This is a genomic window from Kitasatospora sp. CM 4170, assembly GCF_032110285.1.
Lineage (GTDB): Bacteria > Actinomycetota > Actinomycetes > Streptomycetales > Streptomycetaceae > Kitasatospora > Kitasatospora aburaviensis.
Genome location: NZ_CP134877.1, coordinates 5,801,549 through 5,817,805, shown reverse-complemented (window position 1 = coordinate 5,817,805; position 16,257 = coordinate 5,801,549). Strand labels below are relative to the sequence as shown.

The window sequence follows — 16,257 nt, the reverse complement described above, 5'->3', positions numbered from 1 at the left end:
TCGTGAACGGTATCACAAACTATTTGATGAGAGCTTTACCATGAATGTGTGGTACCTGTCACACCAGCGGACCAAGAGTGCCGCCGTTTGGATGAACCCGAATGACGGTACGTCAATTCACCTAGCGGCCACGGCCGCTGCCGTGCCCCCGGCCGGAGACCGCGGACGAACCCTTGCCGAGTTCACCGAGCAGTTCCTTGTCCTTCGCCGACAGTTCCGCCATCGGTGCGGAGGCCGGCGCGACCGCGGCGGCCTCGCTCCCGGTGACCGGCGCCGCGGCGGCACGGCCGGCGGCGGGGCGACGGCGGTAGCGCGGCGGGACGAAGGACTGCACGGCCCGCGGGGCCCGCGGGCGGAACCGCGGGGTCAGCAGCACGACCAGGCCGACCAGGCAGAGCCCGGCCAGCGTCAGCACGACCGTGCGGCCGGTGTTGGTGACCGAGAAGGCGACCGTGCCGAAGGCGATCAGCGCGGCCCAGAAGTACATGATCAGCACGGCCCGGCTGTGCGAGTGGCCGACCTGCAGCAGGCGGTGGTGCAGGTGGCGCTTGTCGGCGGCGAACGGCGACTGGCCGGCCCAGGTGCGGCGGACCACCGCGAGCAGCAGGTCGGCCAGCGGCAGTGCGATGACGGTCAGCGGCAGCAGCAGCGGGATGTAGATCGGCACGAGGGCGTGGACGGTGGCGGTCTGCGAACCGGTCTCGCTGGTGATCAGGTCGGGGTCGACGCGGCCGGTGATGGAGATCGCGGCGACGGCGAGCATCAGGCCGAGCATCATCGAGCCGGAGTCGCCCATGAAGATCCGGGCCGGGTGCAGGTTGTGCGCCAGGAAGCCCAGGCACATGCCGATCAGCAGCACGCTGAAGAGCACGGCGGGGGCCGCGTCCATGATCGTGTAGCCGTACCAGAGCCGGTAGGAGTACAGGAAGAACGCCATCGCGGCGATGCAGACCATGCCGCCTGCCAGGCCGTCCAGGCCGTCGATGAAGTTCACCGCGTTGACCATGACGACCACCAGGGTGACCGAGATGACCATGCCCTGGGTGGGGCTCACCGCGACCGCGCCCACGCCGGGCACCGGCAGGGTGATCACCGTGACCCCCTGCCAGACCATCACACCGGCGGCGATCATCTGGCCGCCGAGCTTGACCAGCGCGTCCACGCCCCACTTGTCGTCGAGCACGCCGAGCACCCACATGATCCCGGCGCCGGAGAGCAGCGCGCGGATGTCGGTGCCCTGGGAGAAGACCTTGGACAGGTTGTCCAGCTGCGAGGCGACCAGGATGCCGGCGCAGAGGCCGCCGAACATGGCGATGCCACCGAGCCGCGGCGTGGGCTCCCGGTGCACGTCACGGGCGCGCAGTGGCGGCATCGCGCCGGCCGCGATCGCGAACTTGCGGACCGGCCCGGTCAGCAGGTAGGTGACGGCCGCGGTGCAGAACAGCACCAGCAGATACTCACGCACCACTGGCCTCCTGCATCACTGTCCGACGGGTGGGTACCGAAGGTACTCCCGTGCCTGTCCGGGGTTCGAGGTGCGTCGCCACGGCACACACCTTATTGAGTCGGACGCCCGGGGCACGCATCGCGGTTCGCCCTACCGGGTAGGAGATGGGGTTGCCCGCTCATCGCCGGCCGGCGAAGACCCGTGCGAGCTCCCGGACGCGGGCCCCGATCCGCACGTCCGTGCCCCCGGTGAGCAGCCGTCCGACCAGCCCGGCGATCTCGGCGAGCTCGGCCTCGCCCATGCCCTGCGAGGTCACGGTACCGGTCCCGAGCCGGATCCCCGAGGTCTCGGCGGGCGGCGCGGGATCGTACGGGACGGCGCACTTGCCGAGCAGCACGCCGGCCGCGGCGCAGCGGCGCTCGGCCTCGGCGCCGCTGAGACCGAGCGGGGAGACGTCCGCGGCCACCAGGTGGGTGTCGGTACCGCCCGTCAACGGGCGCATTCCGGCCTCCGCGAGCCCCTCGGCGAGGACCCGCGCCCCGGCCACCGTCCGCTCCGCGTAGGCCCGGTACGCGGGCGTGGCGGCCTCCGCCAGCGCGACGGCCTTGCCGGCCACCTCGTTCATCGCGGCGCCGCCCTGGCTGAACGGGAAGACCGCCCGGTCGATCCGCTCGGCCAGCTCCGCGGTGGAGAGCAGCAGGCCACCGCGCGGGCCGCGGAGCAGCTTGTGGGTGGCGGCCACGGTGACGTCCGCGTAGGGCACCGGGGAGGGTGCCAGGCCCGCCGCGACCAGGCCGGTGGTCTGCGCGGCGGAGGCGATCAGGAAGGCGTCCGCCTCGTCGGCGATCTCCCGGAAGGCCGCCCAGTCGGGGTGCCGGGGGTGCGAGATGGAGCCGGCCACGATGGCCTTGGGCCGGTGCCGCCGGGCCAGCGCGCGGACCTCGTCGAGGTCGACCAGGCCGTCCTCGCGGCGCACGCCGTAGCCGACGAACTCGAACCAGCGTCCGGAGAAGTTGGCGCGTGAGCCGCAGCTCAGGTGGCCGCCGTGCTCCAGCGACATCGCCAGCACCGTGTCGCCCGGCCGCAGCAGCGCCGCGTAGGCCGCGAGCATCGCCGAAGTGGCCGACCGGGGCTGGACGTTGGCGTGCGGGGCGGCGAACAGCGCGCGGGCCCGGTCGATCGCCAGCAGCTCGGCGGCGTCCGCCAGCGCGCAGCCGGTGTGGTGGCGGCGGCCCGGGTAGCCCTCGGCGTACTTGTCGATCAGGGGGCCGGTGAGCGCGGCCAGCACGGCCGGGCTGGTGAGGTTCTCCCCCGCGAGCAGCTGGATGCTCTCGGCGCGTCGCTCGGCCTCGGCGGCGAGCAGGTCGGCCAGCTGCGGATCGGCCAGGCGCAGCGTCTCGGAGGCCCAGCGGCCGCCCGTCGGGCCGGCCGTCCCGGTCGTCTCGGTGGTTCCGGCGGATCCGGTCGCGGCATCGGTGACGGTCATGGCGGGGCTCCCGGGCTGCATCGGGGCGCCTCCCGGCCGGAGGCTGGGGTGAGGGTTCCTCCAGCGTAGGACCGGCACTCCCGGCCGTCCTGCCGACGCGTACCCGGTGCACCCACCCGGCGGCAGGGCACCGGGGGCGGCGCCCGGTGCCGCAGTGTCACGGTGCCGCAGTGTCCCAGCCCTAGCGCGGGGCGGGGATGCCTGTCAGGGCCGTGACCACCGGGTCCACCGCGTGGAATATCTCCTCGCCGCAGTTGCGGAACATGCCGATCGGCGCGCCGTACGGGTCGTGCACCTCGTCCGACTCCGGGCTGGCGGCGAGCAGCCAGCCGCGCAGCGCGGCCGCGGCCCGCACCAGCGCGCGGGCCCGCTCGGTGACGTCGGCGCCGCGGCGCGGGTCGGGCAGGGTGCCCGGGTCTATCGTCCGCACCAGGCGGGTGAACTCCTTCAGGGTGAAGGTGCGCAGCCCGGCCTCGTGGCCCATGGAGATCACCTGGGCGCGGTGGTCCAGGGTCGCGGTGAGCACGAGGTCGGCCTCGACCACGTGCTCGTCCAGCAGCTCGCGGCCGGTGAAGCCGCCGCTGTCGGCGCCGTACTCGTCCAGCACCGTGGCGGCGTGCTCCTCCATCGGCGCGCCCTCGTGGCCCCAGGTGCCGGCGCTCTCCACCAGGATCCGGCCGGCCACCCGCGGGCTGAGCCGGGTGTCCAGCTCACGCCGGGTGAGCCGCTCGGCGATCGGCGAGCGGCAGATGTTCCCGGTGCAGACGAACAGGATCCGGAAGTGGTCCAGCGGCCTGGGGCCCACGCTCAGGTACGGCGATATGCCGGGCCCGGCATGGAGGGAGGCGGCCGTCAACTGCCGGCCTCCAGGTCGGGGACGACCTCCCTCAGCTGCTCGGCGCTGATCGCGCCGGCCCGCAGCAGGACCGGGACCTTGCCCGTGACGTCGACGATGGAGGACGCGGTGGCGTGGTCCGCCGTGCCGCCGTCCAGGTAGACCGAGATGGCGTCGCCGAGCTGCTGCTCGGCCTCGTCGCAGGTGGACGGGGACGGGCCGCCGGTCTTGTTGGCGCTGGAGACGGCCAGCGGGCCGGTGGTGTTCAGCAGCTCGATCGCGACCGGGTGCAGCGGCATCCGCACCGCGACGGTGCCCCGGGTCTCGCCGAGGTCCCAGCGCAGCGAGGGCTGGTGCCGGGCGACGAGGGTGAGACCGCCGGGCCAGAAGGCGTCGACCAGCTCCCAGGCCTGCTCGGAGAAGTCCGTGACCAGGCCGTGCAGGGTGGTCGGCGAGCCGACCAGGACCGGCGAGGGCATGTTGCGGCCGCGGCCCTTGGCGGCCAGCAGGGCGGCGACGGCATCGGGTGAGAAGGCGTCCGCGCCGACCCCGTACAGGGTGTCGGTCGGCAGCACGACGAGTTCGCCGCGGCGGATGGCCGAGGCGGCCTCGCGCAGGCCGGTGGCACGGTCCCCGGCGTCGGCACAGTCGTAGCGGCGGCTCATCGGTGCGGTCCCCTTCCGAGATGGCTGATCACGTGGGCGGTCGCGCTCGACGGCGCCGCCCTGCCCGCGGTGGTACGGCGCCGGCCGGTCACAACGAGGCCTTCCGGGCCGTCGTGAAGCGCGGGCGGTTGTTCAGGTCGCGGTGGTCGGCGGTGTCCGTCCAGCCGCCGTCCTCGTTGAAGATCCACGGCACCTGGCCGCCCTGGGTGTCGGCGTGCTCGATCACCACGGCGCCGCCCGGGCGCAGCAGGCGGGCGGCGACCCGCTCGATGCCCCGGATGGTGTCCAGGCCGTCCTCGCCCGAGAACAGCGACATCTGCGGGTCGTGGTCGCGTGCCTCGGGCGCCACGTACTCCCACTCGGTGAGCGGGATGTACGGCGGGTTGGAGATCACCAGGTCGAAGCGGCCGTCCCAGGAGCGGTCGTCCTCGAAGGCGCGGGTGGCGTCGCCGGCGTGCAGGGTGACCCGGGCCCGGTCGGAGCTCGCCTCGATGTTGCGCCGGGTGTAGCGCAGCGCGCCCTCGTCCAGCTCGAAGGCGTGCACGCTGGAGCGCGGCAGCTCCTGGGCCAGGGCCAGCGCGATGGCGCCGGAGCCGGAGCAGAGGTCGACGACCAGCGGCTCGGCGACGTCCATGTCGCGCACCGCGTCTATGGCCCACTCGACGACCGACTCGGTCTCGGGGCGGGGCACGAAGACGCCGGGGCCGACCTCCAGCTCCAGGTAGCGGAAGAACGCCCGGCCGGTGATGTGCTGCAGCGGCTCGCGCGCCTCGCGCCGGGAGACGGCCTCCCAGTAGCGGGCGTCGAAGTCCGCGTCCTTCACCGTGTGCAGCTGGCTGCGCTTGACGTTGTGGACGTGGGCGGCGAGCTCCTCCGCGTCGAAGCGCGGCGACGGCACGCCGGCCGCGGCCAACCGCTGGGTGGCCTGGGCCACCTCGGCGAGCAGCAGGTTCATCCGTACGACCTCTTGTTTCTGCGCTCCGGCTACTGACGGCAGTGGTGCCCGGACGCCGGTCTCAGTTCTGTTGGGCCGCGGCGAGCTTGGCCGCCGCGTCCGCGTCCACGCAGGACTGGATCACCGCGTTCAGGTCGCCGTCCAGGACCTGGTCCAGGTTGTACGACTTGAAGCCCGTGCGGTGGTCCGAGATGCGGTTCTCGGGGTAGTTGTAGGTGCGGATCCGCTCGGAGCGGTCCACGGTGCGGACCTGGCTCCGGCGCGCGTCCGAGGCCTCCCGCTCGGCCTCCTCCTGGGCGGCGGCCAGGAGCCGCGACCGCAGGATGCGCATCGCCTGCTCCTTGTTCTGCAGCTGGCTCTTCTCGTTCTGGCAGGACGCCACGATACCGGTCGGCAGGTGGGTGATCCGGACCGCCGAGTCGGTGGTGTTGACCGACTGGCCGCCGGGGCCGGACGAGCGGTAGACGTCGATCCGCAGGTCGTTGGCGTGGATCTCGACCTCGACCTCCTCCGCCTCGGGGGTGACCAGCACGCCCGCCGCGGAGGTGTGGATGCGGCCCTGCGACTCGGTGGCGGGGACGCGCTGCACGCGGTGCACGCCGCCCTCGTACTTCAGCCGGGCCCAGACGCCCTGGCCGGGCTCGGAGCTGCCCTTGGTCTTCACGGCCACCGAGACGTCCTTGTAGCCGCCGAGGTCGGACTCGTTGGAGTCGATGATCTCGGTCTTCCAGCCGATCCGCTCGGCGTAGCGCAGGTACATCCGCAGCAGGTCGCCGGCGAACAGCGCGGACTCCTCGCCGCCCTCGCCCGCCTTGATCTCCAGGATGACGTCCTTGTCGTCGCTCGGGTCGCGCGGCACGAGCAGCATCCGGAGCTCCTCGGTCAGCTCCTCCCGGCGGGCCTCGGAGTCCTTCACCTCGGAGATGAAGTCCGGGTCCTCGGCGGCGAGTTCACGCGCGGCCTCGATGTCCTCGCCGGCCTGCCGCCACTCCCGGTAGACCCGGGTGATCGGGGTCAGCTCCGCGTAGCGCTTGGCCAGCTTGCGGGCGTTGGCCTGGTCGGCGTGGACGGACGGGTCGGCCAGCCTCGTTTCGAGGTCGGCGTGCTCGACGAGGAGCTCTTCGACTGCCTCGAACATGGGTGGCCTTCTTCCCGTGAGATGGGGTGGTGGTGGGGGTCGCGGGGCGCTCGTGCGCCGGGGGACGCGAACGGCGCCGGCCCCCAGCGCCCCCGGAACGAGTACGGGGGCACCGGGAACCGGCGCCGCGGGAGCGCTAGGCCTTCGCGCTGTGCTGCTTGCCGAAGCGGGCCTCGAAGCGGGCCACGCGGCCACCGGTGTCGAGGATCTTCTGCTTGCCGGTGTAGAACGGGTGGCACTGCGAGCAGACCTCGGCGCGGATCTCGCCGCTGGTCTCGGTCGAGCGGGTGGTGAACTCGTTGCCGCAGGTGCAGGTCACACGGGTGACCACGTACTCGGGGTGAACGTTGGACTTCAAGGGGATCTCCTAGTGATCGGGAGGGCACCGGGTCGGCGGCTGGAGTGCCGCACGTGAACCGGGACCGACGGACCAGTCTGCCAGGACCGGCCGCTTCTTCCCAAACCGGGGAGCGTTCCGGGATATTCCGCGCCGGATCGGCGCCGGATCAGCGGGTGGCGCCCGCCCCCGCACCCGTCCCCGCGCCCGTCCCCGCGCCCGTCCTCGCGCCCGCCGCGGGCGAGGCCTTGGCCGGGGCCGTGGGGGTCGCCAGGGCGGGGTTCTCCGGCTGCTCCCCCAGCACCGTCCGCGGGAGCTCCCGGTCGGCCTTCAGGGCCGCCCAGAGCTGGTCCGCCTGCGGCTGCTCGGCGACCACGCGGTTGGGGTCACCGGGGGCCGCCACCACCGGCAGGGTGACCATGGCGAGCTGGTCCGGGCCGATCCCCTTGAGCTCCTGGGCCAGCCCCACCAGGGAGTTCACCGAGGCCAGCGCCGAGTCGGTGGTGATGCTGCGGGTCAGGGTGTCGCCGACCGACCAGAGCCTGACCGGATCGGTGAGCAGGCCCGCCCCGCCGGTCTGCCGGAGCAGCGACCTCACCATCTGCTTCTGCAGCTCGATCCGGCCGAGGTCGCTGCCGTCGCCGACGCCGTGCCGGGTGCGGACGAAGGCCAGCGCCTGCCGGCCGTCGAGGTGGTGCTCGCCGGGCGGGAGGTCCAGCCCGCTGTCCTTGTCGTGGATGGCCACCGTGGTGGTCACGGTGACCCCGCCTATCGCGTCCACGACCCGGGCGAAGCCGGCGAAGTCGATCTCGACGTAGTGGTCCATCCGCAGCCCGGTGAGCTGCTCCGTGGTCTTGACCGCGCACGCGGCCCCACCGGTCTCGTAGGCGCTGTTGTACATGGCCCGCTTGGCCCCGGACACGGTCCGGCCGCTGCCGTCGGTGCAGTCCGGGCGGGCGACCAGGGTGTCGCGCGGGATCGAGACCACCTCGGCCCGCGAGTGGTCCTGGTTGACGTGGACCACCATGGCGGTGTCCGAGCGCGCGGTGCCGCCGGTGTCCCCGCCGGCCAGGTCGCCGTTCCCGCCGGCCCGCGAATCCGAGCCCAGCACCAGGACGTTGAACGACCCGTCGGTGGCGGACGGCGGCCGGGCGGTGCCCAGCCGGGCGTCGATGTCGACGCTCTTGATGTTGCCGTTCAGCTTGAAGTACGCGTAACCGGCCGCCCCGGCCCCGAGGACGACGAGTGCGGCGGCCGCGCAGGCGACCGCCAGCAGGACCCTGCGGCGGCGCGTCGTCACCCTCTTCTGCTCGGCCATACGTTCCAGGGTAAATCGGACAACATGATCAAAAGGGCTCGATCTGTCCCAACTCCGGAACAAACACGGAACCCTGGCCCGCTCGCGCGGACCAGGGTTCTGTGCTCAGGAACTGCTTATCTACGGTCAGTCGCCGGACCCGGGGGTCGTCTTGGCGATCTGCATCAGGAACTCGGCGTTGGACTTGGTCTGCTTCATCTTGTCCAGCAGCAGCTCGATCGCCTGCTGCGAGTCGAGCGCGTGCAGCACCCGGCGGAGCTTCCAGACGATGGCCAACTCCTCGCTGCCCAGCAGGATCTCCTCCTTGCGGGTGCTGGAGGCGTCGACGTCGACGGCCGGGAAGATGCGCTTGTCCGAGAGCTTCCGGTCGAGCTTGAGCTCCATGTTGCCGGTGCCCTTGAACTCCTCGAAGATCACCTCGTCCATCCGCGAGCCGGTCTCGACCAGCGCGGTGGCCAGGATGGTCAGCGAGCCGCCGTTCTCGATGTTGCGCGCGGCACCGAAGAACTTCTTCGGCGGGTAGAGCGCGGTCGAGTCGACACCACCGGACAGGATGCGGCCGGAGGCCGGCGCCGCCAGGTTGTAGGCGCGGCCGAGGCGGGTGATCGAGTCCAGCAGGATCACCACGTCGTGACCCAGCTCCACCAGGCGCTTGGCGCGCTCGATGGCCAGCTCGGCGACGGTGGTGTGGTCCTCCGCCGGGCGGTCGAAGGTCGAGGAGATGACCTCGCCCTTCACCGACCGCTGCATGTCGGTGACCTCCTCCGGACGCTCGTCGACCAGGACGACCATCAGGTGGCACTCGGGGTTGTTGTGGGTGATCGCGTTGGCGACCGCCTGCAGCACCATCGTCTTGCCGGTCTTCGGCGGCGCGACGATCAGACCGCGCTGGCCCTTGCCGATCGGCGACACGAGGTCGATGATCCGGGTGGTCAGCACGCCCGGGTCGGTCTCCAGGCGCAGCCGCTCCTGCGGGTAGAGCGGGGTCAGCTTGTTGAACTCGGGGCGGCCGCGGCCGCTCTCCGGGTCCATGCCGTTGACCGAGTCCAGCCGCACCATGGCGTTGAACTTCTCGCGGCGCTCGCCGTCGCGCGGCTGGCGCACCGCGCCGGTGATGGCGTCACCCTTGCGCAGGCCGTTCTTGCGGACCTGGGCGAGCGAGACGTAGACGTCGTTCTGGCCCGGCAGGTAGCCGGAGGTGCGCACGAAGGCGTAGTTGTCGAGGATGTCGAGGATGCCCGCGACCGGGATCAGGACGTCGTCCTCGCCGACCTGCGGCTCGGCCACGCCGGCCTCGAAGCCCTCGCGGCGGCCGCGGCCACGGCGGTCGCGGTAGCGCCCGCGGCGGCCGCGCCGGCCGTCGCCGAACTCGTCGTCCTCGTAGCCGCCCTGCTGCTGCGCCTGCGGCTGGGCCTGCTGCTGGCCCTGGCGGGCCTGGCCGCCCTCGGCCTGGCCGCCCTGCTGCTGGCCCTGGCGCTCGGTGCGCTCGGTGCGCTCGGTGCGCTCGGTGCGCTCACGGCGGTTGCGGCGGTCACGGCGGGACTCGCGGCCCTCGCCGTCCTGGCCGGCCTGCGCCTCGCCACCCTCCGGGCGGCCCTCGCGCTCGCCGCCCTCGCGGCGGTCGCGACGGTCCCGGCGGTCGCGGCGGGTCTCGGTGCGGCCCTCCTCGCGGGTCTCGGAGCCGCGGGTCTCGGCCTGCTTGGCCTCGGTGGCGACCGCGGCGGGCGCCTCGGCGGCGGCCTCGGCGGTCGGGGCGCCGGCGGCCGAGGTGGCGCGGCGGCGGGTGCGCTCGGTGCGGGCGGGCGCGGTGGTCTCGGCGGCGGCCTGGACCGGGATCTCGATCTGGGCCTGCGCCTCGGCGGCCGGGGCCTCGGCCTGCGCGGCCTTGGTCCGGCGGGCCGGCTTCTCGGCGGCCGGCTCGGCGCTGTCCGCCTTGGCGGCGGTGCGCTTGGCGGCCGGGGCGGCGGTGGCGCCGCCCGCGGCGAGCAGCGGGTCCCCGCCGCTCTTCTCCTTGATGGCCTCGATCAGCTGGCTCTTGCGCAGGCGTCCCGTGCCGCTGATCCCGAGCGTCGAGGCGAGCTTCTGCAGCTCGGCCAGGACGAGGCCGTCCAGGCCCGCGGCGGCGGTGCGACGGCGCCGGGCCGGGGCCGCGGGGGCGGCGGCTGCGTCCGACGCCTCGGCGTCCGGGCGCGCGCCCATCAGATCGGTGGTGTCGCTCACTAAGGGTCCTTCCCTGGAGCGGACGTCGGCCTGTCTGGCTCGGCGACCGGTTGTGCTGTCCTGACCAACGCTCGACTGCGTCGGTCCGAGGCGGTGATCCCCCGAATGGCGGGTAGCCCGTCGGGGGAGAGCTGCGAGGTGCGGTGCATGAAGCACGGTGGTGCTGAGTGGCGCGGCGGGTCGGTCGCGTGCCGACCCTCCCCCCGGCCTCCGGCCGGGAGGGGGCGTACCCCCACGCTGCCTGCGAATCCCGGGCCCCCGTCGCGTGACGGTGGCCCGTGCTCCGCCCGTCCTGGCCTCAGGTGGGAGGCCGCGGGTGGGAGTCAGGTGCCGTCACGGCTTCGGGATGCGGCCGCAAGTCGCGCAGGCAGGCTGCGTACGCGCTGCGGTGGGCTCCCGGAGAATCGTCGCCCCGTGCATCGCCGGGACTCCGCTGGTGCGGAGTGCTGGGATCGGGACGCGGCGCACCGAGCCCCGGAGGGCACCTGGTGCAGCAATGAGGTTAACACTACCGACCCCCTCAGACATTCCCCAGCCTTGCGCTTGCCAATCGTGTCCGGACGACCCGGCTCCGGACGCGCCGGAGCCGGCCCCCCTCGGACGGGGTGCTCAGACGTCGAGCGGGAGCACCGAGGCCCCGGCCCGGTCGAGCTCCAGCCGGTGCGCGGCGAACAGCGGGCCGTTGCCGCCGTGGTCGCCGGCGAAGGCCAGGACCTTGTCCGCGCCCGCCTCGTCGGTGAGCGCAAGCACGGTCGGGCCGGCTCCCGAGATGACCGCGGGGATGCCCTCGGCCCGCAGCGCCCCCACCAGCGCGGCGCTGTCCGGCATCGCGGAGGCGCGGTAGTCCTGGTGCAGGCGGTCCTCGGTGGCCGCGAACAGCAGCTCGGGGCGCCGGGTCAGGGCCTCGACCAGCAGTGCGGCGCGGCCCGCGTTGACGGCCGCGTCGGCCAGCGGCACGGTCCTGGGCAGCAGGCCGCGGGCGGTCTCGGTGAGCACCTCGGTGGCCGGTACGAAGACCACCGGGACGACCCGGTCGGACGGCTCCAGGGCGATCGCCCGGGCGGCGTCCTCCTCCGTCCAGGCCACCGTGAAGTTGCCGCGCAGGCAGGCCGCGACGTTGTCCGGGTGGCCCTCCAACTCGGAGGCCAGGGCCAGCAGCGCGTCGTCGTCCAGGGCGGACGGGCCGCCGATGGTGACGGCGCGGGCGGCCACGATTCCGGCGCAGATCGCGGCGGAGGAGGAGCCCAGGCCGCGGCCGTGCGGTATCCGGTTGGCGCAGACCACTTCGAGGCCGCGCGGCTGGCCGCCGAGGCGGTCGAAGGCCGCGCGCATCGAGCGGACCAGCAGGTGGCGCTCGTCGCGCGGAAGCGTGTCGGCGCCCTCGCCGGCGATGTCGACGGAGAGCCCGGAGTCGGCGACCCGGACGACCACGTCGTCGTACAGACCCAGCGCGAGTCCGAAGGCGTCGAAGCCGGGGCCGAGGTTGGCGCTGGTCGCGGGAACCCGGACCCGGACGGCGGCGGCACGGAACGCAGGACCGGCCATGCGGTGGACTCTCCTGGGGAAATCGGGCGGCGCGAAGCGCGTCGGTGCGAGGGTGGGGAGGGGGCCGCGGGCCCCGGCCGGGGCGGGCGGTCACAGTCGTCGGCGCGGTCCGCAGACGGACCGGACCCGGGGCATGTGCCACACGGCCGAACCCAGAGTATCGAAGACAGGTTCCACAGTGGTACACCCCGTGGGCCTTCGATCTGGTGTGTTGCCGTTTCTGGCCGGAATGCGTGCCGGAATGGCATCGGAATACGCGGTGGAATTGACACAAAAGTGTCAGCCGAGAACGGCGGCGGGCCGACCCCCGAAAGGGTCGGCCCGCCGTGCGATCGGTCAGTCCAGCAGGCCGAGGCGCTGCGCGGCGGCCTCCGCGTCGATCGGGACGACCTGCGGCTGCGGCGCGCCCGCCACCGCCCAGTCCGGGTCCTTGAGGCCGTTGCCGGTCACCGTGCAGACGATCCGCTGGCCCGGGTCGACCAGTCCGGCCTCCGCCTTGGCCAGCAGGCCGGCCACCGAGGCGGCCGAGGCGGGCTCCACGAAGACGCCCTCCTGCGCGGCCAACAGCCGGTATGCGGCCAGGATCTGACGGTCGGTCACCTTGTCGATGAGGCCGCCCGACTCGTCCCGCGCGGCGAGCGCGTAGTCCCAGGAGGCCGGGTTGCCGATCCGGATCGCGGTGGCGATGGTCTGCGGCTTGAGCACCGGGGCGCCGTCCACGATCGGGGCCGAGCCGGAGGCCTGGAAGCCCCACATCCGCGGGGTGCGGGCGGCCAGGCCGTCGGTCGCGTATTCGCGGTAACCCCTCCAGTACGCGGTGATGTTGCCCGCGTTGCCGACCGGCAGCACGTGGATGTCCGGCGCGTCGCCGAGCATGTCCACGATCTCGAAGGCGGCGGTCTTCTGACCCTCGATCCGGACCGGGTTCACCGAGTTGACCAGCGCCACCGGGTACTTCTCGGACAGTTCACGCGCAAGGGTGAGGCAGTCGTCGAAGTTCCCGTCCACCTGAAGGATCTTGGCGCCGTGGACCAGCGCCTGGCCCATCTTGCCGAGCGCGATCTTGCCCTGCGGCACCAGCACCGCGGAGACCATCCCGGCGCGCACCGCGTACGCGGCGGCGGAGGCCGAGGTGTTGCCGGTGGAGGCGCAGATGACCGCCTGGGCGCCCTCCTCCTTGGCCTTGGAGATGGCCATCGTCATCCCGCGGTCCTTGAAGGAGCCGGTCGGGTTGGCGCCCTCGACCTTGAGGTAGACCTCGCAGCCGGTGCGCTCGGAGAGCACCTGGGCGGGGACGAGCGGCGTGCCGCCCTCCAGCAGGGTGACCACGGGGGTGGAGTCCGTGACCGGCAGCCGGTCGCGGTACTCCTCGATCAGGCCACGCCACTGGTGGGTGTGGGCGCCTCGGGCGATGACGGCGTTCATGGCTGTTCCTACTCCCCTTCGACCCGCATGATGCTGGCCACGTCGCGCACGCTGTCGAGTGCACGGAGCTTGTCGACCGTCGCCGACAGCGCGGCGTCGGTGGCACGGTGGGTGACCACGACGAGCGAGGCGTCGCCGTCGCGGCCCTGCTGGCGCACGGTGTCGATGGAGACGCCGTGCTCGGCGAAGACGGACGCCACCTGGGCGAGCACGCCCGCGCGGTCGTCCACGTCCAGGCTGACGTGGTACCGGGTGACCACCTGGTCCATCGGCTTGGCCGGCAGCTGGGTGTACACCGAGTCGCCGGGGCCGGTGGAGCCGGCGAGCTTGTTGCGGCAGACCGCGACCAGGTCGCCGAGGACCGCCGAGGCGGTCGGCGAACCGCCGGCGCCCGGGCCGTAGAACATCAGGCGGCCGGCCGCCTCCGCCTCGACGAACACCGCGTTGTAGGCCTCGCGGACGGACGCCAGCGGGTGCGAGAGCGGGATCATCGCCGGGTGGACGCGCGCGGTGACGGACGCGCCGTCGGCCGCCCGCTCACAGATCGCGAGCAGCTTGACGACGCAGCCCATCTCCTTGGCGGAGGCGATGTCGGCGGCGGTCACCTCGGTGATGCCCTCGCGGTAGACGTCCGCCGCGGTCACCTCGGTGTGGAAGGCGATGCCGGCCAGGATCGCGGCCTTGGCGGCGGCGTCGAAGCCCTCGACGTCGGCCGTCGGGTCGGCCTCGGCGTAGCCGAGCGCGGTGGCCTCCTCCAGCGCCTCCGAGTAGCCGGCGCCGGTGGTGTCCATCTTGTCGAGGATGAAGTTGGTGGTGCCGTTGACGATCCCGAGCACCCGGTTGACCTTGTCGCCGGCGAGGGACTCGCGCAGCGGGCGCAGCAGCGGGATGGCGCCCGCCACCGCGGCCTCGTAGTACAGGTCCACGCCGGCCTCGGCGGCCGCCGCGTGCAGCTCGGTGCCGTCCTTGGCGAGCAGCGCCTTGTTGGCGCTGACCACCGAGGCACCCTGCTCGAACGCCGACAGGATGAGGTGTTTGGACGGCTCGATGCCGCCCACCACCTCGACCACCACGTCGATGTCGCCCCGGTTCACCAGGGCCTCGGCATCGGTGGTGATCAGGTGCTCGGGCACGCCCGGGCGGGTCCGGCCGGCCCGCCGGACCGCGATGCCGGCGAGCTCGACCGGCGCGCCGATGCGCGCGGCGAGGTCGGCGGCGTCCGTCGTCATGATGCGCGCCACCTCGGAGCCCACCACACCACAGCCCAGCAACGCCACCTTCAGCGGCCGCGTACGCATCATCCGACTCCGCTCTGCATTCATCGTGCTTCGGTATTTCCGGCGGGATTTCGGGGACCGCCGGAACTTCGGTCTGTACCAGTCTCCGGGACTTTCCGCACGGATCTACGGTCGTTCCATGATCTGAGACAAGGATTTCGTCATCCGATATCGAGACGCAGGAGATCCTCCTCCGTCTCGCGCCGGACGATCACCCGGGCCGCGCCGCCCTTGACGGCCAACACCGGGGGCTTCAGCGCGTGGTTGTAGTTGCTCGCCATCGAGCGGCAGTAGGCGCCGGTGGCGGGCACCGCGATCAGGTCCCCCGGGGCCAGGTCGGCCGGCAGGAAGGCGTCGCGGACGACGATGTCGCCGGACTCGCAGTGCTTGCCGACCACGCGGGAGAGCATCGGCTCGGCGTCGCTGGTGCGCGAGACCAGCGCCACCGAGTACTCGGCGTCGTAGAGCGCGGTACGGATGTTGTCGGACATGCCGCCGTCCACGCTGACGTAGGTGCGCAGGCCCTCCAGCGGCTTGACGGTGCCGACCTCGTACAGCGTGAACGCCGTCGGGCCGACGATCGCGCGGCCCGGCTCGACGGACAGCCGCGGGGCGCGCAGGTTCGCGGCGGCGCACTCGCGGCGGACGATCCCGGCCAGCGCCTCGGCGATCTCGGCCGGCTCGCGCGGGTCGTCGTCGCTGGTGTACGCGATGCCCAGACCGCCGCCCAGGTCGATCTCGGGCAGCTCGACACCGTGCTCGTCGCGGATCTCGGCCAGCAGGCCGACCACCCGGCGGGCGGCGACCTCGAAGCCGGCGGTGTCGAAGATCTGCGAGCCGATGTGCGAGTGGATGCCGCGCAGCTCCAGGCTGTCGGGGTGGGCGAGCACCCGGCGGACCGCCTCGGCGGCCGCTCCCCCGGTGAGCGAGAGGCCGAACTTCTGGTCCTCGTGCGCGGTGGCGATGAACTCGTGGGTGTGCGCCTCGACGCCGACGGTGATCCGGATCAGCACCTGCTGCCGGACGCCCTGCCGGGCGGCGATCGCGGCGAGCCGCTCGATCTCCGGGTAGCTGTCGACCACGATGTGCCCGACGCCGGCCTTCACGGCCTGCTCCAGCTCGTCGACCGACTTGTTGTTGCCGTGCAGCGCGATCCGCTCGGCGGGCATCCCGGCGGCCAGCGCCACGTGCAGCTCGCCACCGCTGCACACGTCGACGTTCAGGCCCTCCTCGTGCAGCCAGCGGACCACGGCCTTGGAGAGGAAGGCCTTGCCCGCGTAGTAGACGTCGGCGTCGCCGCCGAAGGCGTCCCGCCAGGCGCGGGCGCGGGCGCGGAAGTCCTCCTCGTCCATCACGTAGGCCGGGGTGCCGAACTCGGCGGCGATCCGCTGCACGTCGACACCGCCGACGGTGACGACGCCGTCGGCGCCGCGGGTGACGGTCTTCGACCACACCTTGGGGTCGAGCGCGTTCAGGTCGCTCGGCGGCGCCTGGTAGTGGCCCTCGGGCAGCACGTCGCCGTGACGGGGGCCTGCGGGGTGTGCGGAGCGGCTCATCTGGCTCTCTCGTCCTTGACCTATGGCGAGGGGCGGCGACGGTCCCCGTTGAC

13 protein-coding genes are annotated in these 16,257 nt (G+C 72.9%); all 13 read right to left on the bottom strand.

The window, feature by feature from the left end:
- Window positions 1-121 precede the first annotated feature (121 nt).
- Window positions 122-1,465: an MraY family glycosyltransferase gene (locus RMN57_RS24905; protein ID WP_313765547.1), complete on the bottom strand. Its 1,344-nt coding sequence runs from the start codon at window positions 1,463-1,465 to the stop codon at window positions 122-124.
- Between the two features lie 160 nt (window positions 1,466-1,625).
- On the bottom strand, window positions 1,626-2,933 hold the full coding sequence (glyA, locus tag RMN57_RS24900; RefSeq protein WP_313765546.1) for a serine hydroxymethyltransferase: 1,308 nt from the start codon (window positions 2,931-2,933) through the stop codon (window positions 1,626-1,628).
- 181 nt (window positions 2,934-3,114) lie between these two features.
- On the bottom strand, window positions 3,115-3,756 hold the full coding sequence (locus RMN57_RS24895) for a protein-tyrosine-phosphatase (protein WP_238865392.1): 642 nt from the start codon (window positions 3,754-3,756) through the stop codon (window positions 3,115-3,117).
- Between the two features lie 29 nt (window positions 3,757-3,785).
- Window positions 3,786-4,433 carry an L-threonylcarbamoyladenylate synthase gene (locus RMN57_RS24890; protein WP_313765545.1) on the bottom strand — a complete coding sequence of 216 codons (648 nt, stop codon included), beginning with the start codon at window positions 4,431-4,433 and terminating at the stop codon, window positions 3,786-3,788.
- 88 nt (window positions 4,434-4,521) lie between these two features.
- On the bottom strand, window positions 4,522-5,388 hold the full coding sequence (gene prmC, locus RMN57_RS24885; RefSeq protein WP_238865263.1) for a peptide chain release factor N(5)-glutamine methyltransferase: 867 nt from the start codon (window positions 5,386-5,388) through the stop codon (window positions 4,522-4,524).
- A gap of 61 nt (window positions 5,389-5,449) precedes the next feature.
- The gene (gene prfA / locus RMN57_RS24880) at window positions 5,450-6,526 is read right to left on the bottom strand and encodes a peptide chain release factor 1 (protein ID WP_313765544.1); all 1,077 of its coding nucleotides are present in this window, start codon (window positions 6,524-6,526) and stop codon (window positions 5,450-5,452) included.
- Window positions 6,527-6,662: 136 nt separating this feature from the next.
- Complete coding sequence (gene rpmE, locus RMN57_RS24875) at window positions 6,663-6,884, bottom strand: 50S ribosomal protein L31 (protein WP_238865266.1); 222 nt, start codon at window positions 6,882-6,884, stop codon at window positions 6,663-6,665.
- A 148-nt stretch (window positions 6,885-7,032) separates the two neighbouring features.
- On the bottom strand, window positions 7,033-8,181 hold the full coding sequence (locus RMN57_RS24870; protein WP_313765543.1) for an LCP family protein: 1,149 nt from the start codon (window positions 8,179-8,181) through the stop codon (window positions 7,033-7,035).
- Window positions 8,182-8,307: 126 nt separating this feature from the next.
- Window positions 8,308-10,401, bottom strand: coding sequence for a transcription termination factor Rho (gene rho / locus RMN57_RS24865; protein WP_313765542.1), 2,094 nt, complete (start codon window positions 10,399-10,401; stop codon window positions 8,308-8,310).
- A 609-nt stretch (window positions 10,402-11,010) separates the two neighbouring features.
- Window positions 11,011-11,946: a homoserine kinase gene (gene thrB, locus RMN57_RS24860; protein WP_313765541.1), complete on the bottom strand. Its 936-nt coding sequence runs from the start codon at window positions 11,944-11,946 to the stop codon at window positions 11,011-11,013.
- 336 nt (window positions 11,947-12,282) lie between these two features.
- Window positions 12,283-13,371: a threonine synthase gene (gene thrC, locus RMN57_RS24855; protein WP_313765540.1), complete on the bottom strand. Its 1,089-nt coding sequence runs from the start codon at window positions 13,369-13,371 to the stop codon at window positions 12,283-12,285.
- Window positions 13,372-13,379: 8 nt separating this feature from the next.
- Window positions 13,380-14,672 carry a homoserine dehydrogenase gene (locus tag RMN57_RS24850; RefSeq protein WP_313765539.1) on the bottom strand — a complete coding sequence of 431 codons (1,293 nt, stop codon included), beginning with the start codon at window positions 14,670-14,672 and terminating at the stop codon, window positions 13,380-13,382.
- Between the two features lie 137 nt (window positions 14,673-14,809).
- On the bottom strand, window positions 14,810-16,204 hold the full coding sequence (lysA, locus tag RMN57_RS24845) for a diaminopimelate decarboxylase (RefSeq protein WP_313765538.1): 1,395 nt from the start codon (window positions 16,202-16,204) through the stop codon (window positions 14,810-14,812).
- Window positions 16,205-16,257 lie beyond the last annotated feature (53 nt).